The sequence below is a fragment of the Streptomyces sp. NPDC107500 genome, from assembly GCF_055582785.1.
Window position 1 is genome coordinate 475,968 of the sequence record NZ_JBVJPF010000002.1, and the last position, 25,286, is coordinate 501,253.

General features: G+C 72.1%; 23 protein-coding genes. 9 read left to right on the top strand and 14 right to left on the bottom strand.

Annotated elements, in window-relative coordinates; translation table 11 throughout:
• Positions 1 to 70: 70 nt before the first annotated feature.
• On the bottom strand, positions 71 to 1,906 hold the full coding sequence (locus ACZ67M_RS08185) for a gamma-glutamyltransferase family protein (protein ID WP_392235685.1): 1,836 nt from the start codon (positions 1,904 to 1,906) through the stop codon (positions 71 to 73).
• Between the two features lie 225 nt (positions 1,907 to 2,131).
• Here ACZ67M_RS08185 and ACZ67M_RS08190 point away from each other — a divergent pair, with 225 nt between their 5' ends.
• The 4 genes from ACZ67M_RS08190 (at position 2,132) to ACZ67M_RS08205 (ending at position 5,096) form a co-directional block, all read left to right on the top strand.
• Positions 2,132 to 2,938 carry an ABC transporter ATP-binding protein gene (locus ACZ67M_RS08190; RefSeq protein WP_392102115.1) on the top strand — a complete coding sequence of 269 codons (807 nt, stop codon included), beginning with the start codon at positions 2,132 to 2,134 and terminating at the stop codon, positions 2,936 to 2,938.
• Positions 2,935 to 3,696, top strand: a complete 762-nt coding sequence (locus ACZ67M_RS08195; protein ID WP_392013559.1) for an ABC transporter permease — start codon at positions 2,935 to 2,937, stop codon at positions 3,694 to 3,696. Before ACZ67M_RS08190 ends, ACZ67M_RS08195 begins: the two co-directional genes overlap by 4 nt.
• Positions 3,697 to 3,711: 15 nt before the next feature.
• A complete protein-coding gene (locus ACZ67M_RS08200; protein WP_469850074.1) occupies positions 3,712 to 4,524 on the top strand; it encodes a MerR family transcriptional regulator in 813 nt (270 codons plus the stop codon).
• 68 nt (positions 4,525 to 4,592) lie between these two features.
• A complete protein-coding gene (locus ACZ67M_RS08205) occupies positions 4,593 to 5,096 on the top strand; it encodes a lamin tail domain-containing protein (protein ID WP_361358460.1) in 504 nt (167 codons plus the stop codon).
• A 199-nt stretch (positions 5,097 to 5,295) separates the two neighbouring features.
• On the opposite strand, the gene dacB is transcribed toward ACZ67M_RS08205, so the two are convergent.
• The 7 genes from dacB to ACZ67M_RS08240 all read right to left on the bottom strand — a co-directional run bounded on the left by dacB (position 5,296) and on the right by ACZ67M_RS08240 (position 13,023).
• Positions 5,296 to 6,651 carry a D-alanyl-D-alanine carboxypeptidase/D-alanyl-D-alanine endopeptidase gene (dacB, locus tag ACZ67M_RS08210; protein ID WP_392235693.1) on the bottom strand — a complete coding sequence of 452 codons (1,356 nt, stop codon included), beginning with the start codon at positions 6,649 to 6,651 and terminating at the stop codon, positions 5,296 to 5,298.
• A 173-nt stretch (positions 6,652 to 6,824) separates the two neighbouring features.
• Complete coding sequence (locus ACZ67M_RS08215) at positions 6,825 to 8,147, bottom strand: MFS transporter (protein WP_469850076.1); 1,323 nt, start codon at positions 8,145 to 8,147, stop codon at positions 6,825 to 6,827.
• Positions 8,144 to 8,950 (bottom strand): ABC transporter ATP-binding protein, encoded by an 807-nt coding sequence (locus ACZ67M_RS08220; RefSeq protein WP_469850078.1) that lies wholly within the window; start codon positions 8,948 to 8,950, stop codon positions 8,144 to 8,146. Before ACZ67M_RS08220 ends, ACZ67M_RS08215 begins: the two co-directional genes overlap by 4 nt.
• Positions 8,947 to 9,999 (bottom strand): FecCD family ABC transporter permease, encoded by a 1,053-nt coding sequence (locus tag ACZ67M_RS08225; RefSeq protein WP_469850080.1) that lies wholly within the window; start codon positions 9,997 to 9,999, stop codon positions 8,947 to 8,949. The genes ACZ67M_RS08220 and ACZ67M_RS08225 overlap by 4 nt, the downstream gene beginning before the upstream one ends.
• Entirely contained in the window at positions 9,996 to 11,039 is a 1,044-nt protein-coding gene (locus tag ACZ67M_RS08230; protein WP_469850082.1) for a FecCD family ABC transporter permease, read from the bottom strand. The genes ACZ67M_RS08225 and ACZ67M_RS08230 overlap by 4 nt, the downstream gene beginning before the upstream one ends.
• Positions 11,036 to 12,079 (bottom strand): iron-siderophore ABC transporter substrate-binding protein, encoded by a 1,044-nt coding sequence (locus ACZ67M_RS08235; RefSeq protein WP_469850083.1) that lies wholly within the window; start codon positions 12,077 to 12,079, stop codon positions 11,036 to 11,038. Before ACZ67M_RS08235 ends, ACZ67M_RS08230 begins: the two co-directional genes overlap by 4 nt.
• A gap of 173 nt (positions 12,080 to 12,252) precedes the next feature.
• Positions 12,253 to 13,023: a helix-turn-helix transcriptional regulator gene (locus ACZ67M_RS08240; protein ID WP_361358439.1), complete on the bottom strand. Its 771-nt coding sequence runs from the start codon at positions 13,021 to 13,023 to the stop codon at positions 12,253 to 12,255.
• Positions 13,024 to 13,120: 97 nt separating this feature from the next.
• Here ACZ67M_RS08240 and ACZ67M_RS08245 point away from each other — a divergent pair, with 97 nt between their 5' ends.
• A complete protein-coding gene (locus tag ACZ67M_RS08245; RefSeq protein ID WP_361358436.1) occupies positions 13,121 to 14,185 on the top strand; it encodes a lipoate--protein ligase family protein in 1,065 nt (354 codons plus the stop codon).
• Positions 14,186 to 14,202: 17 nt separating this feature from the next.
• Here ACZ67M_RS08245 and ACZ67M_RS08250 read toward each other — a convergent pair whose 3' ends face one another.
• Positions 14,203 to 14,880: a response regulator transcription factor gene (locus ACZ67M_RS08250; protein ID WP_361358433.1), complete on the bottom strand. Its 678-nt coding sequence runs from the start codon at positions 14,878 to 14,880 to the stop codon at positions 14,203 to 14,205.
• The gene (locus tag ACZ67M_RS08255; RefSeq protein ID WP_469850086.1) at positions 14,877 to 15,986 is read right to left on the bottom strand and encodes a sensor histidine kinase; all 1,110 of its coding nucleotides are present in this window, start codon (positions 15,984 to 15,986) and stop codon (positions 14,877 to 14,879) included. The genes ACZ67M_RS08250 and ACZ67M_RS08255 overlap by 4 nt, the downstream gene beginning before the upstream one ends.
• Before the next feature lie 166 nt (positions 15,987 to 16,152).
• Between ACZ67M_RS08255 and ACZ67M_RS08260 the strand changes: the two genes are divergently transcribed.
• The 4 genes from ACZ67M_RS08260 to ACZ67M_RS08275 all read left to right on the top strand — a co-directional run bounded on the left by ACZ67M_RS08260 (position 16,153) and on the right by ACZ67M_RS08275 (position 20,279).
• Positions 16,153 to 17,202 carry a carboxymuconolactone decarboxylase family protein gene (locus ACZ67M_RS08260; protein ID WP_469850088.1) on the top strand — a complete coding sequence of 350 codons (1,050 nt, stop codon included), beginning with the start codon at positions 16,153 to 16,155 and terminating at the stop codon, positions 17,200 to 17,202.
• Positions 17,199 to 18,020: a class I SAM-dependent methyltransferase gene (locus ACZ67M_RS08265; protein WP_469850090.1), complete on the top strand. Its 822-nt coding sequence runs from the start codon at positions 17,199 to 17,201 to the stop codon at positions 18,018 to 18,020. The genes ACZ67M_RS08260 and ACZ67M_RS08265 overlap by 4 nt, the downstream gene beginning before the upstream one ends.
• Before the next feature lie 387 nt (positions 18,021 to 18,407).
• Positions 18,408 to 19,070 (top strand): hypothetical protein, encoded by a 663-nt coding sequence (locus ACZ67M_RS08270; protein WP_361358421.1) that lies wholly within the window; start codon positions 18,408 to 18,410, stop codon positions 19,068 to 19,070.
• Between the two features lie 360 nt (positions 19,071 to 19,430).
• A complete protein-coding gene (locus tag ACZ67M_RS08275) occupies positions 19,431 to 20,279 on the top strand; it encodes a CAP domain-containing protein (protein ID WP_392235699.1) in 849 nt (282 codons plus the stop codon).
• Positions 20,280 to 20,333: 54 nt separating this feature from the next.
• Here the strand turns inward: ACZ67M_RS08275 and ACZ67M_RS08280 are convergent, their stop codons facing one another.
• From ACZ67M_RS08280 to ACZ67M_RS08295, 4 genes are read right to left on the bottom strand one after another with little or no spacing between them, the layout of a single operon-like run.
• Positions 20,334 to 21,854: an NCS1 family nucleobase:cation symporter-1 gene (locus ACZ67M_RS08280; RefSeq protein WP_361358415.1), complete on the bottom strand. Its 1,521-nt coding sequence runs from the start codon at positions 21,852 to 21,854 to the stop codon at positions 20,334 to 20,336.
• A 41-nt stretch (positions 21,855 to 21,895) separates the two neighbouring features.
• Positions 21,896 to 22,918, bottom strand: coding sequence for a TIGR03842 family LLM class F420-dependent oxidoreductase (locus ACZ67M_RS08285; RefSeq protein WP_392235702.1), 1,023 nt, complete (start codon positions 22,916 to 22,918; stop codon positions 21,896 to 21,898).
• 11 nt (positions 22,919 to 22,929) lie between these two features.
• The gene (gene hydA, locus ACZ67M_RS08290) at positions 22,930 to 24,333 is read right to left on the bottom strand and encodes a dihydropyrimidinase (RefSeq protein ID WP_469850092.1); all 1,404 of its coding nucleotides are present in this window, start codon (positions 24,331 to 24,333) and stop codon (positions 22,930 to 22,932) included.
• A gap of 39 nt (positions 24,334 to 24,372) precedes the next feature.
• Positions 24,373 to 25,215: a nitrilase-related carbon-nitrogen hydrolase gene (locus ACZ67M_RS08295; RefSeq protein WP_469850093.1), complete on the bottom strand. Its 843-nt coding sequence runs from the start codon at positions 25,213 to 25,215 to the stop codon at positions 24,373 to 24,375.
• Positions 25,216 to 25,286: the final 71 nt, after the last annotated feature.

Genomic DNA, 25,286 nt, shown 5'->3' on the forward strand with positions numbered 1-25,286 from the left:
CGCCCCACTGACAATCCCCGCCCGGGTGATGTACTCCGGGTGGAATCGACACGAACATGAGGTGCGGGGGTCACCGGCCGACCGCGTACCCCTGCATGCCGCGCGGGTTCGCCGCCGCCGACAGCACGCCCGTCTCCGGGTCCCGGGCGACGGCGCACAGGCGGCCCTCCGACCAGGCGTCGCCCACCGTCACGTCGTGCCCGCGGCGTCGCAGCTCCGCCACCACCCCGGCCGGCATCCGGGACTCGACGGTGACGCTGCCGGCCCGCATGCCGCGCGGGAAGAAGGAACCGGGGAAACCGTCGTTGTGCCAGTTCGGGGCGTCGATCGCGCCCTGGAGGTCGAGGCCGCCGCGGATCCGCCCGCGCAGGGCGACCGCCAGGAAGAAGTGCAGCTGCCACTGGTCCTGCTGGTCGCCGCCGGGCGTGCCGAAGGCCATCACGGGGACGCCGTCGCGCAGGGCGATGGAGGGCGTGAGCGTGGTGCGGGGGCGCCGGCCGGGGGTGAGCGAGTTGGGCAGGCCCTCCTCCAGCCAGGTCATCTGCAACCGGGTGCCGAGCGGGAAGCCCAGTTCGGGCACGACCGGGTTGGACTGGAGCCAGCCGCCGCTGGGCGTGGCCGAGACCATGTTGCCCCAGCGGTCCACGATGTCGAGGTGGCAGGTGTCGCCGCGGGTGCCTCCGTCGGCGGCGACGTCCGGTTCGCCCGGCACCGGGGAGGCCGGGCTCTTGGCGACCGTCGGCTCGCCGACCCCCAGGGCGTCGAAGCCCTCGGCCTCGTCGGCCGCCAGCAAAGCGTGGGCGCTCAGCCGTGGGGTGCGGCCGCCCGGACCGCCGGGCCGCAGTTCGAAGGACGCCTTGTCGCCGACGAGACCGCGCCGCTCGGCGTTGTACCCGGCCGAGAGCAGGTCGTCGAGCGGCACCCGCTCCGCGCCGTCGGCGTCGCCGTACCAGGCCTCCCGGTCCGCCATGGCCAGCTTGCAGCCCTCGACCAGCAGGTGGACGTAGTCGGCGGAGCCGTACGCGGGCAGTTCGGGCGGGAGCAGCGCCAGCTGCTGGAGGAGGACGGGACCCTGGCTCCACGGGCCGGCCTTGCACAGGGTCCAGCCGTTCCAGTCGTAGGTGGCGGGAGCCTCGTAGTGCGCGGACCAGCCGGCCAGGTCGGCGGCGGTCAGCGTGCCGGTGTGGCGTTCGCCGCTGGTGTCCGTGGTGGGCCGGCCGGCCTGCCGTACGAGGGCCTCGGCGATGAACCCGGAGCGCCAGACCTCCCGCGCGGCGTCGATCTCCGCCTCCCGGTCACCCGTGCCGGCCGCTTCGGCGAGCAGCCGCTTCCAGGTGGCGGCGAGGGCGGGATTGCGGAACAGCTCGCCGGGACGGGGCGAGCGGCCGTCCGGCAGGTAGACCTCGGCCGAGGTCGTCCACTCCGTCTCGAACAGGTTCCGTACGGTCTCGACGGTCTCCGCGACGCGCTCCACGGGCGCGTGCCCGTGCTCGGCGTAGCCGATGGCGTACTTCAGCACGTCGGCCAGCGTTCTGGTGCCGTGGTCGCGCAGCAGGAGCAGCCAGGCGTCGAAGGCTCCGGGCACGGCGGCGGCCAGGGGGCCGGTGCCGGGTACGAGGTCCAGACCGAGCCCCTTGTAGTGCGCGACCGTAGCCCCGGCGGGCGCGACGCCCTGCCCGCACAGCACCCGCACCTCGCCGCCCGCGGGCGCGAGCAGGATCGGCACCTCCCCGGCGGGCCCGTTGAGGTGCGGCTCGACGACGTGCAGCACGAAGGCACCGGCCACGGCGGCGTCGTAGGCGTTGCCCCCGTCCTCCAGAACGGCCATGGCCGACTGCGAGGCCAGCCAGTGGGTGGAGGACACCATGCCGAAGGTGCCCTGGAGGGTGGGTCGGGTGGTGAACACGGGGCCTCTCTCACATCGTTGTCCGCGTGACGCTCTCCTCGTCCCGCTCCGTCGGCAGGCTATCGATCGTTCTTCGGCGGCGGCGAGGCCGAGTCCCTTCCGAGGTCCGGAGGTGAACCGGGTTGACCCTGACGCGGGGTCAACCCTCCATCCTTCCCGCAGGAGCTTCTCGCGGCCGCCTGGAACGGCTCCGCGAAGGACTCAGGACGAAGGAGGCAGATGACCATGACGGCCCCATCGATGGCCGGTCCGGCGATCCGTGTGCGAGGGCTGGGGAAGTCGTACGGGAAGCTCGACGTGCTGCGCGGCGTCGACTTCGACGTGGCGCGGGGCAGCATCTTCGCCCTGCTCGGCTCCAACGGGGCGGGCAAGACCACGACCGTGCGCATCCTCGCCACGCTTCTGAAGAGCGAAGCGGGGACGGCGAGCGTCAACGGGTTCGACGTCGCCACGCAGTCGGCGGACGTGCGGGAGTCCATCAGTCTCACCGGTCAGTTCGCGGCCGTCGACGGGATCCTCAGCGGCCGGGAGAACCTCGTCCTGGTCGCCAGGCTGCGCCACCTCGAGGATCCGGGCGCGGTGGCGGACGACCTGCTGAGGCGCTTCTCGCTGACCGAGGCCGGGGCGCGCAGGGTGTCGACGTACTCGGGTGGGATGCGCCGCCGCCTGGACATCGCGATGAGTCTCATCGGGGACTCGCCGGTGATCTTCCTGGACGAGCCGACGGCCGGACTGGACCCCGAGGCGCGCATCGAGGTGTGGGACGCGGTGCGGGAACTCGCCCGCAACGGAACGACGGTGCTGCTCACCACGCAGTATCTGGAGGAGGCCGAACAGCTGGCCGACCGGATCGCCATCCTCCGCGAGGGCCGGATCATCGTGAACGGCACCCTCGCCGAGCTGAAGCGGCTCTTCCCGCCCGCGAAGGTCGAGTACGTCGAGAAGCAGCCGACCCTCGAGGAGGTCTTCCTCGCGGTGGTCGGCGGAGCGACGAGCCGCGCCACCGGCACGACACCCGAGGGGCAACGATGACCGCGCACTTCCTCAGTGACACCGCCGCGCTCACGGGGCGGACCCTGCGGCACGTCACACGCAGCATGGACACGATCATCACGACCGTCGTCACGCCGGTCGCCATGATGCTGATGTTCGTCTACGTGTTCGGCGGCGCCATTGAGACCGGGTCGGTCGCGTACGTGAACTACATGCTGCCCGGCATCCTGCTCATGACCGTCGCGTCGGGCATCTCGTACACGGCGTACCGGTTGTTCACCGACGTGCAGGGCGGGATCTTCGAGCGGTTCCAGTCCATGCCGATCGCGCGGTCGGGTGTGCTGTGGGCGCATGTCGTCACCTCGCTGGTGGCCAACCTGATCGCGCTCGTGCTCGTCGTGGGCGTCGCCGTGCTCATCGGCTTCCGTTCAGGGGCGGGAGTGTCGGCGTGGCTCGCGGTCGCCGGCCTCCTGCTCCTGTTCACCCTGGCGCTGACCTGGCTCGCCGTGATCCCCGGACTCTCCGCGTCGTCGGTCGAGGGAGCGGGCGCGTTCGCCTACCCGCTCATCTTCCTGCCGTTCGTCAGCTCGGCGTTCGTGCCGACCGGCACGATGCCCGGCCCGGTGCGCTGGTTCGCCGAGCACCAGCCGGCGACGTCGATCGTCGACACGATCCGTGCCCTGTTCGCCGGGCAGCCGGTCGGCGACGACATCTGGATCGCGCTCGCGTGGTGTGCGGGCATCCTCGTCGTGGCGTACGTCTTCGCGATGCTCGCCTACCGCCGGAAGATCGCCTGAGGCAGGCTGAGACCCATGCTCACCATCAGTCAGCTGGCCGCGTACGCCGGGGTGACGGTACGGGCGGTACGCCACTACCACAAGATCGGACTCTTGCCCGAGCCAGAGCGCGACCGGTCCGGGTACCGCATCTACGACGCCGTCGCGGTCGTGCGACTGATCCGGATCCGCACCCTGGCCGACGCGGGCGTGCCGCTGGCCAGGGTGGAGGAACTCCTCGACGCCGGTCCCGAGGAATTCGCCGCAGGCGTGCGGGAGATCGACAAGGATCTGCGCGCCGAGATCCGGCGGCTGCGGGGCACCCGGGGCCGGCTCGCCCGGCTCGCCGCCGGGGAGCAACTGGCGCTGCCGCAGTGCGTCGTGGGGTACCTCGACCGGCTGCGTGGTCTCGGCGTCGGTGAGCGGTACGTCGAGCTGGAGCGGGACGCCTGGATCATGATCGCCGCGCAGGTGCCGCACCTGATCGGCTCGGTGATCGCCAAGAAGCACGAGGAGCTGGACGACCCCGACATGGTGAGGCTCTACTCCTTCTTCACCGGGGAGCCCGACTGGCGGGCCGACGATCCGCGGATCGTCGAGATCGCCGACGTCCTGGAGCGGCTGATGATTCGCGCCGTGGAGGCCGGCGAGGTGGGGGAGGACGGCTTCGACGATCAGTTCGTCGCCCTGATGGACTCGGCCATGGTGGCGTCCGCGCCGGGTGCCGAACTGGTGCTGGCGATTCTGCAGGAGCGTGGCTGGAGGGGCTGGACCCGCATAGAGCGCGTGCCTGCCGAGCGGCTCGGCACCTCACCCGAGACCTTGGACGGTCACAATTTCCTCACATGAACACCATCTTATGTTCACTCTGGATAGGCTCCGGGGGCTCCATTCGCACCACTGAGGGGGGATTCCTCATGCGCACCCGCCGCATCCTGACCGCTGCCGCCGCCACCGCGGCCGTCACCGCGTTGGGCCTGGCCGCAGCCGTCCCGGCGCAGGCCGCCGAGTACTCCTCGGCCCTGAAGATCAAGGGTGTCCAGTACGACGCCCCGGGCCGGGACTCCAACAAGTGCTCCGGTGGCAACACCAAGAACGAGTACCTGACGATCAAGAACTACTCGAAGACGACGACCGTGAACCTGAAGGGCTACAAGGTGAAGGACGCCGTCGGCAACACGTTCACCTTCAGGAACAGTCACACGCTTCAGCCCGGGGACCTCGTCAGCCTGCGCGGCGGACGCGGCACCGACTCGGACGCCGGCAACGTCGTCTACCGCCAGAACTGCAACTTCATATGGAACAACGACAAGGACACGATCTACTTCTACAAGCCCACCGGTGCCCGGGCCGACGTCCACGCCTACACGAAGAAGGCCAACGACAGGGACGGCAACGGCTACATCACGTACCACGGCTGACCTGTCGCCACCTCGGTGAGAGCCGAGTGGCGGGAATCGGGGCTCTTGCCCGAAGGGCCATGTGCCGCTGCACTCGTGGCACCGTCGCCAGGCGTGGCCACCGGTTCCCGAGACCGCTCGGTTCTTCACCGAAACTCCGCACGCGTCCGCCCGCGCACCGCCGCCTGGCGACGCGCGGGCGGGCGTGCGGTGCGGGGTGTCAGGCCCAGCAGCCGTTCACCGTGGCGGCGAGGCCGTCCATGGCGTCCTTGATGTCGCTCGGGTTGGCCGACGAGTTGTTCTCGATGAAGGAGAAGATCCGCCACTCGCCGTCATCGGTGCGCGTGACACCGCTCAGGGCGATGGCGCCGGTGAGTGTGCCGGTCTTCGCCTGCACCTTGCCGACGGCGCACTTGGAGTTGGCGTCGTCGAAGCGTCCCCACTCCGGGCCGAGGCTGGCACCGGCCTCGCCGGCGACCGGCAGACCCTCCAGGATCGAGCCCAGGGCCGGGGACTCGGTGATCGCGTCGAGGAGCTGTGCGAGGGTCGCGGCGGGGATGCGGTCGGCGCGAGAGAGGCCGCTGCCGTCGTACATCTCGAAGTTGTCGAGCGAGACCCCGTACGAGCTGAGCACCTGGCGGACGAGTTCGGCGCCGCTCTCGAAGGTGGCCGGCTTCCCCAGCTCCACCGCGGACATCCGCAGCAGGGTCTCGGCGATGTTGTTGTCGCTCGTCTTGAGCATCTTCTTGACGATGTCCGACAGCGGTGCCGACTTGTGCTGCGCCACCGGTACGTCGGACTGCTGTGCCTTCGCGCGGCCGACCTCGCCGTCGACGGTGACGCCCAGCGCGGCGAGCTTCTCGGCGAAGACCTTGCCGGCGTCGATCGCCGTGTCGTCGACCGCGGCGCCGTCGACGACGAGCGAGCGTACCGGCGCGACCTCGGTCGGGTAGTAGCCCTCGTTCCAGCCCTTGGCGAGGCTGGGTTCGGCGAACAGGCTGTCGTCCACCCGGACCTTGACGCCGGTCAGGCCCGCGGCCTTGAGCCCGTCGACGGCGGTCCTGGCCATCTCGGCCACGTCGTCGCTGGTGAGGGTGCGGTCACCGCCGCCGACGAGGGTGAGGGTGCCGTCGCCGTACACGACCTTCGTGGTGAACTCGTGGTTCGCGCCCAGCAGTGTCAGTGCGGTGGTCGCCGTGGCGAGCTTGGCGTTGGAGGCCGGCATGAGGGTGGTGGAGCCGTTGTGGTCCCACAGGGCGGTGTCCGAGTCGGCGTCGAGGACCACGCCGCTGACGTTGGTGCCCAGGCGCTCGTCGGCGACCCGCTCGTTGAGGTTCTTGACCAACTGGGCGTCGTCGGCGTCGAGGCCGTCGACCGAGATGCCCTGCGGTGCCGCGGCGCTGTCGTCGGCGGCGAAGGCCGAGGTCCCCGCCAGCGTGGCGGAGGCCACGGGCACGGCCATCGCGAGCACGAGGGCCCGTCGCGCGCCGATCCGGCCGACTCTCGCCCGGCGGTGCCGGCGGCGTCCGCCGGGGGAGAAAGTGTTCGTGGGGGTTTCGTCTGGCGTACCAGTCATAAAGTGAATTCCAAGGATCGGGTACTTCGTTCTGTGGGGGTGGAACGGCGGGCACGCTACCAGCCGTCAAGTGGGCGGCCTGAGCTGGAAATCATCGACTGTGAGCGTCCTGAAAACTTCTCCGGGCAATTCCGCTGCCCTTTCGGGCAATGACGGCGGTTCAATTACTGTTGTCAGTGGTTCACGCCGGCCTCGCCGGACCCCAAGTCCGCCAGCGATTGTCGCTGTTGACCGACGCCCTCGGCGGCGCGGCGGCGGGCGTCCTCGTCCGTTCGGGCGTCGTAGCCGATCAGCTTGGGCAGGGCGGCGGTGAGCAGGCCCACCGCGGCCACGCAGGCGAGGCCGCCGCTCCAGATCGCCGGGCGCGCGCCGGTCCAGCCGGCCATCGCCCCGGCGCGGACCTGGCCGAGCTGCGGGCCGATGCTGTACGAGAGGACCTCGATGCCGGCGAGCCGCCCGCGCAGACGGTCGGGAACGGTCTGGTTCCAGATCGTCGAACGGCCCAGGCCGCTCAGCATGTCCCCCGCTCCCGCCAGCCCGAGGCACACCAGCACCAGCCAGACCTGCGAGGTCCAGCCGGCCGCCGCGACGGCCAGGCCCCACCCGGCGGCGCCGCACACCACCAGCAGCCCGTGCCGCCGGGTCCGGGACACCCAGCCGCTGGTCAGGCTGACCAGCAGCGAGCCCACCGCCCCCGCCGAGTACATCAGCCCGAGCGCCCAGTCGGCGTCGAGGTCGTCGGCGAGGAACGGGAAAATGGTGTTCGGGAAGGCGAAGAACATCGCCGCCAGGTCGATGGCGTACGTGCCGAGCAGCACCGGTCGCGACCACGCGTACCGCGCGCCTTCCGCGATGCCGCGCAGCGACGGCCTGGCCGCGTGCTCGGCGGGCGGCACGGGTGAGAGCCGACGGCACATCAGGACCGATCCGAGGAAGCAGACCACGGTGGTGGCGTACGCCGGGACGTTGCCCGCGTACGCCACCACGAGGCCGGCCAGCGCGGGGCCGGCGATCGCGCCGGCCTGCCAGCGCAGGGCGTTCAGGGCGGCGGCCGCCGCCAGCTGGCCGTGCGGGACGATCCGGGCCAGCAGCGAGTCCAGCGCGGGCCGCTGGAGTCCGGCCAGGGCCGCGACCCCGGCCGCCACCACGTACAGCGGCCACAGCATGGGCCGCGGCAGCAACGCGTTCACCAGCAGGACGACCGCCAGCAGGCCGAGTCCCGCCTCGGTCACCACGATGACCTTGCGCCGGTCGACCGCGTCGGCGAGGGCGCCGCCGTACAGCCCGAAGACGACCAGCGGTACGAGTTCGACGGCGCCCATGACGCCGACCGCGAGCGGGGATCCGGTCAGGTCCTTGATCTGGAGCGGCAGCGCGATCAGGGCCATGACGCTGCCGAGGTAGGTGACGAGCCCCTGTACCCACAGGAGGCGGAAGTCCCGGGAGGTGCGCCAGGGGGCGAGGTCGGGGAGCAGGGCGGTGAGCTTCGGACTCATGACGGCGTCGAGTGGTGGCGGCCGATGGGCAGCACGAGGGGCCGGCCGGAGACCGGGTCCTCGATGACGCGGCTCTCCATGCCGTACACGGTCCTGACCGTGTCCTCGGTCATCACCTCATCGGTGGTTCCGGCCGCGTGCAGCCGGCCGGAGGCCAGGGCGATGAGCCGGTCGGCGTAGCGCGCGGCCAGGTTGAGGTCGTGCAGGACCATGACGATCGTGGTGCCGCGGGTCCGGTTCAGGTCGGTCAGCAGGTCGAGCACCTCGATCTGGTGGCTGATGTCGAGGAACGTGGTGGGTTCGTCGAGCAGCAGCAGGTCGGTCTGCTGGGCGAGCGCCATCGCGATCCACACCCGTTGGCGCTGGCCGCCGGAGAGTTCGTCCACCGAGCGGTCCACCAGGTCCGTGGTGTGCGTGGCCTCCAGCGCGGCGGCGACCGCCGCGTCGTCCTTGGCCGTCCACCGCGCGAAGGCCCGCTGGTGCGGATGGCGGCCCCGGCCCACCAGGTCGAGGACGGTGATGCCCTCGGGGGTGACCGGCGACTGGGGCAACAGGCCGAGGGTGCGGGCGAGTTCCTTGGCGGGAGTGCGGTGGACCTCCCTGCCGTCCAGGACGACGCGTCCCGCACGGGGGACGAGCAGCCGGGACATGGAGCGCAGCAGGGTCGACTTGCCGCAGGCGTTGGCGCCGACGATCACCGTGACGCGCCCGGCCGCGAGGGTCAGGTCCAGGCCCTCGATGACGGCACGGTCGCCGTAGCCGAGCGTGAGGTCCTCGGTGGAGAGGGTGTGGGACGCGGTCACAGCGAGCCTCCGGCCCGGTTGGTGCGGACGATCAGGTAGACGAGGTAGGGGGCGCCGAGGACGCCGGTGACGACGCCCACGGGATAGCGGGTGTCGAAGGCGTACTGGCCGGTGAAGTCGGCGACCAGCACGAGCAGGGAGCCGACCAGCCCGGCGGGCACCAGCAGGGAACCGCCGGTGCCGACCAGCCGGGCGGCGATCGGACCGGAGAGGAAGGCGACGAAGGCGATCGGTCCGGCGGCCGCCGTCGCGAACGCGATCAGCCCCACGGCCGCCACGATCACCGTGACACGGGTGCGCTCCACCCGGACACCGAGCGCGGAGGCCGTGTCGTCGCCGAGGCTCAGCGCGCTCAGGTTGCGGGCCTGGGCGAGCAGCACCGGGCCGAGCACGAGCAGGGCGACGACCGTGGGCACGGTCTCCTCCCAGGTGGTGCCGTTGAGGCTGCCGGTGAGCCAGCGCATCGCCTCCTGGAGGTCCCACTCGGCGGCCTGCGACAGGACGTAGGAGGTGACGCTGTCCAGCAGCGCGGCGACACCGATGCCGATGAGGATGAGCCGGGTGCCGGCGACCCCGTCGCGGAACGCGAGCGTGTACACGAGCAGCGCCACCCCGAGCGCGGCGGCGATCGCGAGGACCGACACCTCGGTCCCGCTGAGGGAGAGGGTCACGATGGCGATGGCCGCCGCGGCGCTCGCGCCCGCGCTGATGCCGATGACGTCGGGGCTGGCCAGCGGGTTGCGGAGCATCGTCTGGAAGGTGACACCCGCCATGCCGAAGCTGAATCCGGCGGTCAGGGCGAGCACCGCGCGGGGCAGCCGCAGTCTGCCGACGGTGAAGGACGCGCCCGGCACCTCCTCCCCCATGACCACGCGCAGCACGTCGTGGGCCGGGTAGATGGTGTGCCCGGCCATGAGGGTGGTGGCGAACGCGGCGGCGACGAGCAGCAGCAGCGTCAGGACGAGCAGCCGTCGTCGGCAGGCGCCGCGGATCCGGGCGCGGGTGACGGTCCGCAGCGCGGACGGGACGCTCGCGGCAGGGGCGCTCACAGGGATCTGACCTTCTGTCGGCGGACGATGTGGATGAAGAAGGGGGCGCCGATGACCGCGGTCAGGATGCCGACGTCGATCTCGGCCGGCCGGGCCACGATCCGTCCCACCACGTCCGCGGCCGTGAGGAGCAGGGCACCGCCGAGCGCGGAGAACGGCAGCAGCCAGCGGTGATCGACGCCCGCCAGGAGCCGGCAGGTGTGGGGTACGACCAGGCCGACGAAGGCGATGGGCCCGGCGACGGCGGTGGACGCGCCGCACAGGACGACCGCGCCGAGCGCGGCGGTGGCCCGCACGAGCGCCACGCGTTCCCCGAGCCCGGCGGCCAGGTCGTCGCCCAGCGCCAGCGAGTTGAGCGCCCGCGCGGAGGCGAGGCAGAGCAGGAAACCGGCGGCGAGGAACGGCAGCACCGTGCCGAGCTGGGCGTAGGAGGCGCCTCCGAGGCCGCCGATCTGCCACAGCCGGAAGGTGTCGGAGATGTCGTTGCGCGGCAGTACGACGGCGGTGACCAGGGAGGCGAGCGCGGCCGAGATGGCGGCACCGGCGAGGGCCAGCTTCAGCGGGGTGGCCCCGCCGCGGCCCAGCGAGCCGACGGCGTAGACGAACCCGGCGGTCAGTGCCGCCCCGGACATCGCCACCCAGATGTACCCGGAGACCGTCGCGAGGCCGAAGTGGGCCATGGCGATCACCACGGCCAGCGAGGCGCCCATGTTGACGCCGAGGATGCCGGGGTCGGCGAGCGGGTTGCGGGTGACGCCCTGCATGACCGCGCCGGCCAGCGCGAGGGCGGCGCCCACGGTGACGGCGAGGAGGGTGCGCGGTACGCGTTTGGCGACCGCCGCCTCCTCCAGGGTGTGTTCCGCCCCGCCGAGCGCCGACCACACGTCGGTCCAGGCGACGTCGCGGGAGCCGAGGGCGAGGGAGGCGGTCATGACGGCGAGCAGCACCGCCGCGAGCACCAGGAGCCAGGTCACGCGGACGCGCGCCGGACGCCGCACCGGGACGGCGTCCGACGCGCGCGGGGTGTCGGTGACGGTCACGCGGCCTTGTCCGCGGCCGCGGCGAGCGCCTTCACGTAGTCGTCCAGGACGTACGGGATGGACAGCGGGGTCGGGTTCGCGGCGGTCGCGAGGGGGGTGGTGCCGGGCAGCAGGTAGACGGAGTCCTGCTTGACGGCGGTCAGTTTCGAGGTGAGCGGGTCGTTCTTGAGGGCCTTCAGCAGTTCGCCCTTGTCGTCGCCGTAGCCGGTGACGATGTCGACGTCGTTGAAGTCGTCGATGCGCTCGGCGCTCTTGCTGAGCACGAACTTCTTGGTGTCCTTGGACGGCTCGGAGATGCTGGCCGGGATCTTCATGCCGAGGTCGGTGAAGAACTGGGTGCGGGTGTCGTGGGTGGTGTAGAAGCCGACCTCACTGACGTCCTTGGAGGACACGTGGGTCATGAACATCGCCGACTTGCCCTTGATCTGGGGGTACTTGGCGACGGTCTTGCCGATCCGCCCCTCCAGGTCGGCGACCAGGTCGTCGCCCTCGTCGGCCATGCCGATGGCCTTGCTGTTGAGCCGGATGATGTCGCGCCACGGGGTGGCCCAGGCGGCCTCGGGGTAGGCGACGACGGGCGCGATCTGGCTGAGGGTCTCGTAGTCCTGCGCGGTCAGGCCGGAGTAGGAGGCCAGGATGACGTCGGGCTTGGTGTCGGCGACGGCCTCGAAGTCGATGCCGTCGGTCTCGTCGAACAGGACGGGCGTCTTGGCGCCGAGTTCCTCCAGGCGCTTCTCGGTCCAGGGCAGTACGCCGTCCGCGTCGTCGTCGCCGAAGTTGGCCTTGGCCATGCCGACCGGGACGACGCCGAGGGCGAGCGGCACCTCGTCGTTGGCCCAGTTGACGGTGGCGACGCGCTTCGGCTTGTCGGGGATGACGGTGGTGCCGAGCGCGTGCTTGATGCTCACGGGGAACCGGCCGGAGCCGTCGGTGCCGGCGGCGGCGCTGTCGTCCTTGGTGTCGTCCTGGCCGCCGCAGGCGGTGAGGCCGAACAGGAGGGCGGCCGCGAGGGCGAGCACGCGAAGGCGGGGTGTTCTCATCGACCCGGGTTTCACTCTCAATGGGAAGGTGGGCAGGAAGTTAGGTAAGGCTTACCTGCACAGATTAGAGAGCGGATGCGCGCGCATCAATCGAGCCTTTTCGACAGTCCTTGTAGCGATCGGGACACCCGGCGCGTTCCCAGACGCGTTCCGCCGACGCCCCCGCGGCGCCGTCAGCCCGCCCGGAACCTGCCCGGCGTGGTGCCGGTGGTCCGCCGGAAGGCGGCGCCGAAGGCACTGGCCGAGCGGTAGCCGACCGCGTCGGCCACCACGTCCACCTCGAAACCCTGGGAGAGCAGCTGCACGGCGTGCTGGGCCCTGACCGAGGCGACCCACCGGGCGAAGCTGGTGCCGGTCTCGGTCCGGAACGCCCGGGTCAGGGTGCGGGCGCTGCACCCGAGGGCGGTGGCCCAGCCGGTGAGCGTCCGCTGGTGGGCGGGGTCCGCGCGGACCGCGTCCACGATCGGCCGCAGCAGCTCGGACGTGGGCAGCTGCACCAGCAGGGCCCGCGGTGACGGCCGCAGGACGTCGAGGACCATGGCCTCGGTCACGGCCCGGGAGCGCGCGGACAGCTCGGGTTCCTCCAGCCGCTCCAGGAGGAGCCGGAGCAACGGGGTGATGTCCACGGACACCGGCACGTCGGGCAGCGCCGACTCGGTGCCGTGCCGGAAGAAGTGGGCGCGGTAGGAGGTGCCCGCGACCGCGGACGCGGAGTGCAGCTGTCCGGCGGGCATCCAGAGCCCCAGCGTCGGCGTGATGCACCACACCTGGGTGCCGACCACGGCGGTGGAGGCGCCGCGCTCGTTCCACAGCAGCTCGTGCCACGGGTGGGAGTGCTCGTTCCAGGCCGTGTCGGCGGCCACGAACTCCTCGTACCCCTTGATCACGAAGGAGACGTCGACCTCGCCGGCGGCGAGCGTCGGCAGTTCCCTGGTGACACGCATGCGGCCAGGCTAGCCGGGCTCCGGAGCGGCCCGGCACGCGGTGGGAACACACCGGTCGGCCGGGCTGTTGCCCCGGATGCGGAACGGAGGCGCGACGGTGCACGGTGAATACAAGATCCCCGGCGGCAAGCTGGTCGTGGTGGATGTCGAGGCCGAGGGCGGGGTGCTGCGGCACGTGCGGGTGGCCGGTGACTTCTTCCTCGAACCGGACGAGGCCCTGACGGCCGTGAACCGCGCGCTGGAGGGCGCACCGGCGGACACGGACGCGGCGGGGCTCGCCGCGCGCATCGAGGCGGCGCTGCCGGAGGGCACCGTGATGTACGGGCTGACCTCCGAGGGCGTGGCGGTCGCCGTGCGCCGGGCGCTCGCGCACGCCACGGACTGGACGGACTACGACTGGCAGCTGATCCACGAGGGGCCCGAGTCCCCGGCGCTGCACATGGCGCTGGACGAGGTGCTGACCGCCGAGGTCGCCGCGGGCCGGCGCCCGCCGACGCTGCGGGTGTGGGAGTGGGGCGCCCCGGCGGTGATCATCGGCAGTTTCCAGTCGCTGCGCAACGAGGTGGACGCCGAGGGCGCCGCACGCCACGGCATCGAGGTGGTGCGCCGGATCTCCGGCGGCGGCGCCATGTTCGTCGAGCCCGGCAACACCATCACGTACTCCCTCTCCGTGCCGGACGCGCTGGTGCAGGGGCTCTCCTTCCAGGACAGCTACGCCTACCTCGACGACTGGGTACTGGGGGCGCTGGGCGAGATGGGGATCCGCGCCTGGTACCAGCCGCTCAACGACATCGCCACCGACCAGGGCAAGATCGCCGGCGCCGCCCAGAAGCGCGTCGTCGGCCCTGGAGGCGGTCCGGGCGCCGTGCTGCACCACGTGACCATGTCCTACGACATCGACGCGGACAAGATGCTGGAGGTGCTGCGCATCGGGCGGGAGAAGATGTCCGACAAGGGCATCCGGAGCGCGAAGAAGCGGGTGGACCCGTTGCGCCGGCAGACCGGGCTGGCGCGCGAGGACGTGATCGGGCGGATGATCGCCTCCTTCGGCGCGCGGTACGGGCTGAGCCGGGGCAAGGTGACCGACGACGAGATGGCCCGGGCCCGGGAGCTGGCGGAGACGAAGTTCTCCTCCCCGGAGTGGACCGCGCGGGTGCCCTGACGGGCGGGGCCCCGGGACTACCGGGTGCCGCCCCGTGCCGTCACCATGCCCGACTCGTAGGCGAACACCACGAGTTGGGCCCGGTCCCGGGCGCCCAGCTTGGTCATCGCCCGGCTGATGTGGGTCTTGGCGGTGAGCGGGCTGATCACCATGTGCGCGGCGATCTCCTCGTTGCTCAGGCCGCGGGCGGCGAGCGCGGTGACCTCGCGTTCGCGGCGGGTGAGGCAGTCCAGGCCGGGGGCGGTGGAGCGGTCCGGGGGACGCGCGACGAACTCGCCGATGAGGGTGCGGGTGACCGACGGGGAGAGCAGTGCCTCGCCGCGCGCGACCACCTGGATGGCCTGGAGCAGGTCGGCCGGCTCCGTGTCCTTCAGCAGGAAGCCGCTCGCGCCCGCGCGCAGGGCCTCGAAGACGTACTCGTCCAGGCCGTAGTTGGTGAGGATGACCACCCGGACGGCGGCGAGCGCCGGGTCGGCGGCGATGCGGCGGGTCGCCTCGATGCCCGTCATCACCGGCATCTGCACGTCGACCAGGGCCACGTCGGGCACCTGCTCGCGCACCAGCGCCACACCCTGCGCGCCGTCGGCGGCCTCACCGACCACCTCGACGCCGTCCTCCGCGTCCAGGAGGGCGCGGAACCCGGCCCGCATCAGCGCCTGGTCGTCGACGAGCGCCACGCGCAGGACGTCACTCATACCGTCTCCCCCATCGGCAGCCTGGCACGCACCGCGAAGCCGCCCTCCGCGCGCGGCGCGGCGCGCAGGGTGCCGCCCAGCGCCGTGACCCGCTCGCGCATGCCGGTCAGCCCGGTGCCCGGTACCGGCGGCCGGGCCGGGTCGGCGGCTCCGTCGTCGTCCACGTCTATGGTCAACTCCCCGTCCCGACCGCCGTAGTCGACGCGTACCGTGATCTTCGCCGGTCCCGCGTGCCGGGCCGCGTTGGTGAGGGCCTCCTGGACGATGCGGTAGGCGGCCCGGTCCACCGCCCGCGGCAGCGGGCGCTCGTCGCCGGTGACCGTCAGCTCGACGGCCAGTCCGGCCGCGCGGGCCCGCTCCACGAGCAGCGCCGGGGTACCGGACGGCTCGTCGGCGCGCAGCACCTGGAGGGCCGAGCGCAGTTCGCGCATCGCCTCGCCGCTGGCCTCCTGGATGGCGAGCAGCGCGGGCGGCACCTCCTCGCCGCGCTTGCGGGCCAGATGGACGGCGACGCCCGCCTGGAGCTTCACGATGGAGATGCTGTGGGTCAGCGAGTCGTGCAACTCCCTTGCGATACGGAGTCGTTCCTCACCGGCCCGGCGCAGGGCCGCCTCCTCGCGGGTGCGCTCGGCCTCCTGGGCGCGCTCCTCGGTCTGACGCAGATACGCCTGCCAGTTGCGGTCTGCCAGGCCCGTCACCACCGCGCACAGGAACCAGCCGGCGAGCAGCCCGGCCCGCTCGGCCACCTCCTGCGTGCCGGGCCCGGTCGCCACGTACCCCGCGAGGAACACCGTACTGGCGGCCGCCGCCAGGCCCCGGTGGCCGACCCGGGCGGCGGTGTGCACGGCGCCGAGGACGGGCAGCGCGGAGAGCGGCCCGGGGTGCGCGTGGACGACGTACGCCGTGCCGAGGAGCGTGGCCGCGGCCAACACCGCGCGCGGGGCGGCTCGGTGGAGGGCGAGGGACGCCGAGGCGAGGGCGATGAGCGTGAGGCCGACCGCGTCCGTGGCGTCGTCGAAGGCGGCGACGCCCATGCCGAGGGCGCCGACCACGGCCGCGAGGACCACGTCGGCGAGCACCCTGCGGTCGACCTGACGCCCACTCATACGCGCAGACTAGACCGGCCCGCCGACAGCCGCGTCGGCCCTGTGGACGGCACCCGGACTACTCCCGGCGAAGTAGTGCGCCCGGTGACCGCGACCCCCGGCGCAGTGCGGACCGTATCCGGCCGTACGACGACCGCGGGCGGTCCCGCGGCGCACGCTGCTGTGCATGCCCACACCCTTCCGTCACACCGAACCGCCGTCGCCGAAGACGGCCACCGGCCGCGTCGCCGAGGCCTACGCCCAGATGGCGCGGGACTTCGGCATCGCCGAACCCTCCACCTTCGTGGTCCTCGCCTCCGCCCCCGCCCTGCTCGCCCCCGCGTGGGCGCTGATGCGCGAGTCCCTGATCGCCGGTCCCGGCGACCGGACCGGCAAGGAGGTCGCGGCGTTCGGGGTGTCGTCGGCCAACAAGTGCCCGTTCTGCGTGGACGCGCACACCGTCCTGCTGCACGCCACCGGCGACCACGCGCTGGCCGAGCGGCTGGTCCGGGGCCTGGCACCGGAGGACGAGCGGTACGCGCGCGTACTGGACTGGGCGCGGCGCACCCGCGAGCCGGGGGCCGCGCGGGAGCCGTACCCGTTCCCGCCCGAGGAGGCACCCGGCTACCTGGGGACCGTACTGGCCTTCCAATTCATCAACCGTGTGGTGTCCGCGCTGGTGACCGAGAACCTGTTCCCGGCCGACGCGCAACGGCTGCGTCCGGTGCGCAGCCTGGCGGGCCGGTCGCTCTCGCGTGTCGTGCGCCGGGCCGTGGCACCCGGCGCCTCACTCCCCCTGCTGGACGATCCCGGGCCGGGTCCGAAGTGGGCGGCGGGCACGCCGGTCGGCCCGGCGTACGCGGCACTGCGCACCGCCGCGCTGTCCGGCGCGGGGCTCCTGGACACCGACGACCAGGCCCTCGTACGCCGGACCCTGGACGCATGGGGCGGGGCCCATCCGCCCCTCGCGCCCGACCCGTTCCCGGACCGGCGGACCCGGCCCGGGGCGCGGCTGGCGCTGCTGGCCGCGTGCGCGCCGTACCGGGTCACGGACGCGGACGTGGCGGCGTGGCGCCGGCCCGAGCACACCGACCACTGCCTGGTGCACCTCGTCGCGTACGGCGCCTTCGCCGCCGTGGACCGCGTGGAACGCGGACTGTCCGCGCCCGCCGCCCGTCCCGACGGCCGCCCGCCCGCCCCTTCCAGCACCCGCTCCACCGCCAAGGAGACCTCATGACCCTCGTGGCCAACTCCCGCCAGGCCGAGGCCTGGAACGGCCCCGTCGGCGCCCACTGGGCCACCCACCAGGCCCGCTACGACGCGATGCTGGCCGGGTTGAACGACGCCCTGTTCGGCGCGGCGGCCGTCGCGCCCGGCGACCGGGTCCTCGACGTCGGCTGCGGGGCGGGGGCGACGACCCGGGTCGCGGCGCGGCTCGCCGCCCCCGGGCACGCCGTCGGCGTCGACATCTCGGCGCCTCTGCTGGAGCGGGCCCGTGCGAGCACGGCGGCCGAGGGGGTCGCGAACGCGTCGTACATGTGCGCCGACGCGCAGGTGCACCCGTTCCCGGCGGACACCTACGACGTGGTCGTCAGCAGGGGCGGGGTGATGTTCTTCGAGGACCACGCCGCCGCTTTCCGCAATCTCGCGCGGGCGCTGCGTCCCGGCGGGCGGCTGGCGTTCGTCTGCCCGCAACCGCCGGGACCGCACTCGCCGGAGGCCCGGACGCTCGCGCTGTTCGCCCGGCTCGTCGACGAGGAGCCCGGGGCCGAAGCGGTCGCCGCGCGGACCGCGATGGCCTCGCTGTCCGACCCGGACCGCGTCCGGGAGGTCCTCGCCGGGTTCGAGGAGGTGACGGTGGAGCCGGTGACCGTCGAGGCCGTCTGGGGCCGCGACGTCCCGGACGCCGTCGAGTTCCTGCTGTCCCGCTACCCGGGCGGCGCGCTCCCCGCCGGCCGCCTGGCCGAACTGGAGGCGGCCCTCGGCCCGTACGCCACCGACAGCGGTGTCCGCATGCGGGCCGGGGTGTGGTTGGTGACCGCGGTCCGCCCCTGACGCGAGCGCCGCCCCCGGCGACCGGTCACCGCCGGGGGCGTCCGTGCCCCGCAGCGGACCCGCGCGGACGCGCCGCCGACACCGGGCCGCACGGCCGCGACCGGCAGGACACCGGGCACCGGCGCACAGCTCCGGCCCACCCCGCCACCGCACCGCGCCCGCCCCCCTCCGCACGCGCCCGCCCCGCGACCCGCACCAGCTCCGCACACGCCCGCCCCGCGGCACCCGCACCGGCCTCCGCCCCCGCGTCCCCGAGCACGCTCCATCTGCGTCACCGCCCGGCCACGCACCGAGTTCGGGCTTCCGCCCCACAGGGAGTCGTGTGAGACTGACGTCCCGTCCGCAGTGCGGACCTCCCTCCGCACCATCCCCCACGAGAAGTGCGCCGTGCGTTCTCTTCCCCTGCCGCTCGCCCTGACCGCGCGTCTGGCGCCCGTCGCCGTGCTCGCCACGGCGGGCTGGGCGCTGTCGTCCGGGCCGGACACCTCACCGGCCGCGACGGACAAGACGCCGCCCGACAACGCCGAGCGGTCCGCCTCCGCGCCGGCCACGGAAGCCGCGACCAAGACGTACGCCACCGCCCCCGCGCCGTGCGGGAGCCTGGCCACGAAGACGGTCGCCTCGCTGGTGCCGGGTGCCAAGGCGGCCGGCAAGGAGATCCCCTCGACCGACACGGACGTGCGCCGCACCTGTTCGTGGAACGCGCTCAAGGGATACGACTACCGCTGGCTCGACGTCTCCTTCGAGGTGATGGCGTCCGACGAGGCGGCGCAGAAGTCGTACAAGGAGCGGGTCGCCGACCGCAGCGGGGGCGGCGAGGTCCCGGGGCTCGGCGACGGCGCCTACTCGGTGGTGAACCTGACCACCGAGGACAAGCAGCAGACGCGCGAGGGCACCGTGCTGGTCCGCGCGGCCAACGCCCTGATGATGATCACGTACAACGGCAGTGACTTCGAGTCGAAGAAGGCGCCGTCCTCGGACACCATCAACAAGGGCGCCATCAAGGCGGCCAAGGAGGCCGTGGCGGCCCTGTCCAACGGGCAGGGCTGAACCGGAACGCGAGGTTCCGTGACATCCGTCACGCCGCTCACCGATCTCTTCGGGCACCTTAGTAGACGCCGTCTCCGCGACAAATAGGACTTTGTCCGGCTTGCCACGGGTGCGGTAAAGGCCGGCGGGAGTGGTGGTCCAGACCATGCGGGAGAGCCTGCCATTCGTCGCGCGGGGCGGCCTTCTGACGAGGCGGCAGACGCCACCGGTCACCGATGAAAGAGGGTCTGCACGCCCGACCGTCCGCCGCAAGTACCGCACCCGCCTACTAGGCGCAGTAGTAGAAGGACCCTTTGCCCCGGTGTCGGCCCGTCCCAAGAATGACCAACCTCAGGATGTCGCCACCGAGTGAGGTCACGCATGGGAAAGCATCGCCACCAGCAGCGCTACCGGCGGCCGGTCGTCGCGGCACTGGTCGCGGGGGCCATTGGCATACCCTCCGTCGCCCTGGCCTGTTCCGACTGGCCCGGCGACGAGGAGCGGCAGCCGCAGAGCACCGCCGCCTCGACCACGGCCAAGGACAAGTGGGGCGACGCGAACTGGTACCGGGAGTGGAGCAGCCAGCAGAGCGGTGAGCCCTCCGCGGCACCGTCGGCGAAGCCGTCCGCACCGAAGCACCGGGACTCCGAACCGTCACGCAAGCCGCACAAGGCGCACAAGCCGCGGACGACGGCCACCCCCGAGGCCCCCGCCGCCAAGCCGTCCGACGCCGGCTCCAAGCCGTCCACCGGCTCCTCCAGGCCCACGGCCGACGCCTCCGAGCCCGCCACCGCGAAGCCCACCCCCTCGGCCCCCGCGTCCCCGAGCACCCCGCCGGCCACCACCCCGGCCTCCGGCGACGTCGCCAGGGTCGTGGAACTCGTCAACGCCGAGCGGAGCAAGGCCGGCTGCTCCCCGGTGACGGTGAACGCCGCCCTGACCAAGGCCGCGCAGGCACACAGCGAGGACATGGCGGCCACCGGCACCATGTCGCACTCCGGCTCGAACGGATCGTCACCCGAGGACCGCATCACCAACGCCGGGTACAACTGGAGCAGCTACGGCGAGAACGTCGCGTACGGCTATGAAACGCCCGAAAAGGTGATGGCGGGCTGGATGTCCAGCCCCGGCCACAAGGAGAACATCCTCAACTGCGACTTCAAGGAGATCGGCGTCGGCCTCGCGCAGCCCGGCTCCTACTGGACCCAGGACTTCGGCACGGCCCGCTAGGGCCTGTCGGACAGGCCCTGGCGGACAACGACGGGCGGACGCGGCCGCAGGCGCTCAGGTACGCCTGCGGCCCGCCGTCAGCCCGACGTACACGACGAGCGACGCCCCCAGCCCCACCGCCCAGCCGTAGTCCGCGAGGGGCTTGAGGAAGGGGATCAGCCCGTCCTCGGGGAAGGGCCCCTTGCCCGGGGCCGAGTGGGAGCCGCCCACCGCGAGCACCCCGCCGACCACGAAGGCGGCGACGGCGCGCAGGTTCCAGCCGGAGGTGTACCAGTAGCGCCCGCCGGGTGTGTACAGCGCGGGCAGGTCCAGCACGGTACGGCGGATCAGCCAGTAGTCGGCGATGAGGATGCCGGCGACCGTGCCGAGCAGCCCGCCGACCAGGCCGAGCCAGGTGAAGATGTACAGCTCGGGCGTCTCGGTGAGCTTCCACGGCATGATCAGTACGCCGACGACACCCGTGACCAGGGCACCGGTGCGGAAGTTGATCAGCCGTGGCGCCAGGTTCGCCAGGTCGTACGCCGGTGAGACGACGTTCGCCGCGATGTTCACCGAGATGGTGGCCACGAGCACCGTCACCAGGGCGAAGAGCAGTCCGAAGACGTTGTCGGTCCGGGCGGCGAGCGCGACCGGGTCCCACACCGCGGCCCCGTACACCGCCTGCGAGCCGGAGGTGACGAACACGGACAGCAGGGCGAACAGCGTCATGGTCGTGGGCAGTCCGAGCGTCTGGCCCCAGACCTGGGCACGCTGACCCGCGCCGAAGCGGGTGAAGTCGGGAATGTTCAGACTCAGGGTGGACCAGAAGGCGATCATGCCCATGAGGGACGGGAAGAACACCGGCCAGAAGTCCGCGCCCCAGCCCAGGCGCGAGGGCTGGTCGAGGAGCGGCCCGAGGCCCCCGGCCTTGTTCGCGATCCAGACCAGCAGGACCAGCGCGCCGACGATGACGAACGGCGCGGCCCAGTTCTCGAACCGGCGCAGTGCCTCCATCCCCCGGTAGATGATGGCCAGTTCGAGGGCCCAGAACAGGACGAAGCACACCCAGAGCGTCCAGGGCTGGCCGCCGACCTCCGACGCCTCGGCCCAGCCGCCGAACAACTTGCCGAGCAGGACGAAGATCCCCTGGCCGCCGATCCAGGTCTGGATGCCGAACCAGGCGCACGCCACCCCGGCCCTGATCAGCGCGGGCAGGTTGGCGCCGCGCAGCCCGAACGAGGCACGCGCCAGCACCGGGAACGGGATTCCGTACTTGGGCCCGGCGTGCCCGGTCAGCAACATCGGCGCGAGCACGATGACGTTGGCGAGCGCGATGGTGAACACGGCCTGTTTCCAGTCCATGCCGAGCGCGACGAGACCGGAGGCGAGGAGCCAGGAGGGGATGTTGTGCGCCATCCCCACCCACAGGGCCGCGAAGTTGTACGTCGTCCAGCGGCGGCGGGCCAGCGGCACGGGCAGCAGGTCGTCGTTGACGAAGCGGTTGTCGGTGAGGACGGTGCCGGGCGGGAGCTCGACGCGTCCCGCCTGCTCGGGTATGGGGCGGTCGGACGGCGTGGGCGGGACGGTCGCGGTCATGGGCGTGACCCTTCGGCGGAGGGTTCCGGAACGGGTTCCGGTCAGCGGTGGAGTGCCGGGATGATCTCCGCGCCGTACGCGTCGATCGTCGCTTCCTGCGCGTCGTGCATGTCGTACACGGCGAACTGGTCGACGCCGAGGGCGCGCAGGGCCTGGAGCTTCTCGATGTGCTGCTCGGCCGGCCCGATCAGGCAGAACCGGTCGACGATCTCGTCCGGCACGAACTGCGTGTCCGGGTTGCCGCTGCGTCCGTGGTGGGCGTAGTCGTAGCCCTCGCGGGACTTGATGTAGTCGGTGAGTTCGTCGGGGACGGCGGCGGAGTGCTCGCCGTACTTGCTGACCAGGTCGGCGACGTGGTTGCCGACCATGCCGCCGAACCAGCGGCACTGCTCGCGGGCGTGGGCGAGCGTCCCGGGCGAGTCGTCGGCGGTCACGTAGGCGGGGGCGGCGACGCAGATCGTCACCTCGTCCGGGTCCCGCCCGGCGGCCGCGGCGGCGTCCTTGACGGCCTTGACCATGTACTCGGTGAGGTAGAGGTCGGCGAGCTGGAGGATGAAGCCGTCGGCCTCCTCCCCCGTCATCTTCAGGGCCTTCGGCCCGTACGCCGCCATCCACACCGGCACCTCGGCGCCCGGCCTGATCCACGGGAACCTGACCGCGGTGCCGCCGCCGAGGTCGGCCTCCTCGCCCCGGCCCAGGGCCCTGATGACCTTCATGGCCTCGCTGATGCGGGCGAGGGTGTTGGGCTTGCGGCCGGCCACGCGCATCGCGGAGTCGCCGCGGCCGATGCCGCAGACGGTGCGGTTGCCGAACATGTCGTTGAGGGTGGCGAAGGTGGAGGCGGTCACCTCCCAGGTGCGGGTGCCGGGGTTGGTGACCATCGGGCCGACCTTGAGGCGCGTGGTGTTGGCCAGGATCTGGCTGTAGATGACGAACGGCTCCTGCCAGAGCACGGCGGAGTCGAAGGTCCAGCCGTGGCTGAAGCCGTTGCGCTCGGCCCGCTGCATCAGGCTGACGACGCGGGAGGCCGGCGGGTCGGTCTGCAGGACGAGTCCGAAGTCCATGGGCTGGGCTCCTAGCTGAGGTACTGACAGGTGGAGCGCGGGACGTACGCGCCGTGGCCCTTGTGTCCGGTGTACTCCCGCTCGGTGACGACGAGTTCGCCGCGCGAGAGCACCGTCTCCACACGGCCGGTGACGCGCCTGCCCTCGTACGCCGAGTAGTCGACGTTCATGTGGTGGGTCTCGGCGGAGATGACCTGCTCGGCGTGCGGGTCGTAGATGACGATGTCGGCGTCGGCGCCGGGCGCGATGGTGCCCTTCTTCGGGTACAGGCCGAACATGCGGGCCGGGGTGGCGCAGGCGATCTCGATCCAGCGGCGGCGGCCGATGTGCCCGTCGACGACGGCCTGGTGGAGCAGGTCCATGCGGTTCTCGACGCCCGGCATCCCGTTGGGGATCTTGGAGAAGTCGCCGCGGCCCAGCTCCTTCTGGCCGCTGAAGCAGAAGGGGCAGTGGTCGGTCGACACCACCTGGAGGTCGTTGGTCCTCAGGCCCCGCCACAGCGCCGCCTGGTGCTCGCGCGGGCGCAGCGGGGTGCTGCACACGTACTTGGCGCCCTCGAAGTCGGGCTCCGCGAGGTTGTCGGTGGACAGGAACAGGTACTGCGGGCAGGTCTCGCCGAAGACGTTCAGGCCCTCGTCGCGGGCCCGGGTCAGTTCGGCGACCGCCTCGGTCGCGGAGACGTGCACGACGTAGAGGGGCGCGCCGGCGACCTGGGCGAGTCTGATCGCGCGGTGGGTGGCCTCGGCCTCCAGGAGGGCCTTGCGGACCTCGCCGTGGAAGCGCGGGTCGGTCTCGCCGCGGGCGAGGGCCTGTTCGACCAGGACGTCGATCGCGATGCCGTTCTCGGCGTGCATCATGATCAGCCCGCCGTTCTCGGCGGCGCGCTGCATGGCCCGCAGGATCTGGCCGTCGTCGGAGTAGAAGACGCCGGGGTAGGCCATGAACTGCTTGAAGGAGGTGACCCCCTCCTCGACCAGCAGGTCCATCTCCTTGAGCGTCTCCTGGTTCACGTCGGAGACGATCATGTGGAAGCCGTAGTCGATCGCGCAGTTGCCCTCGGCCTTCGCGTGCCAGGCGTCGAGGCCCTCGCGCAGGGAGTGGCCGACGCTCTGGATGGCGAAGTCGACGATGGTGGTCGTACCGCCCCAGGCGGCGGCCCTGGTGCCGGTCTCGAAGGTGTCGGCCGCGTAGGTGCCGCCGAAGGGCATCTCCATGTGGGTGTGCCCGTCGACACCGCCCGGGATGACGTACTTGCCGGTCGCGTCCATCACGCGCTCGGCCGTGAAGGATTCGGCGGCCGGGGTGCCGGTCGCGGCGAGGGCGGCGACCCGGCCGTCCTCGATCAGGACGTCGGCGCGGATCTCGTCGGACGCGGTGATGACGAGGCCGCCGCGGATGACGGTACGGCTGCTCATGCTGTTCCCTCCTGTCAGGGGCGGTCCGGGCCCGGTCGGTCAGGGCGCGGTCAGCGGGGAGTACGCGCCCGGCGCGCGGTCCCGGTAGAACTGCCAGCGGTCGCGGACCTCGCGCAGCTTGGCCAGGTCGAGGTCGCGCACGACGAGTTCGGTCTCCTTGTCGCTCGCGACCTCGCCGACGAACTGGGCCTCGGGGTCGACGAAGTAGGAGGTGCCGTAGAAGTCGTTGTCGCCGTACTCCTCGACGCCGACGCGGTTGATGGCCCCCACGAAGTACTCGTTGGCGACGGCCGCCGCCGGCTGCTCCAGCTGCCACAGGTAGCCGGAGAGGCCGCGCGAGGTGGCCGAGGGGTTGAAGACGACCTCGGCGCCGTTGAGGCCCAGCGCCCGCCAGCCCTCCGGGAAGTGCCGGTCGTAGCAGATGTACACGCCGACCTTGCCGACGGCGGTGTCGAAGACCGGCCAGCCGGAGTTGCCGGGGCGGAAGTAGAACTTCTCCCAGAAGCCCCGCACCTGCGGGATGTGGGTCTTGCGGTACTTGCCGAGGTAGGAGCCGTCGGCGTCGAGCACGGCGGCGGTGTTGTAGAGGACGCCGGGCTGCTCCTCCTCGTACATCGGCAGCACCAGGACGATGCCGTGTTCGCGGGCGAGCCGCTGGAAGCGTTCGACGATCGGGCCGTCGGGGACGCGCTCGGCGTAGGCGTAGAACTCGGGGTCCTGGACCTGGCAGAAGTACGGGCCGTAGAACAGCTCCTGGAAGCACAGCACTTGGGCCCCCTGCGCGGCGGCGTCGCGGACCGCCTGCTCGTGGACCTGGATCATCGATTCCTTGTCGCCCGTCCAGGCGGTCTGGAAGAGCGCGGCACGGATCACTCGGCTCATCTTCGGCCTCCACTCGCTCGGTGTGGCGCTGCGTGTGGGGCGAGCCTAGGGAGCGCCGACGGCCGGTTCGA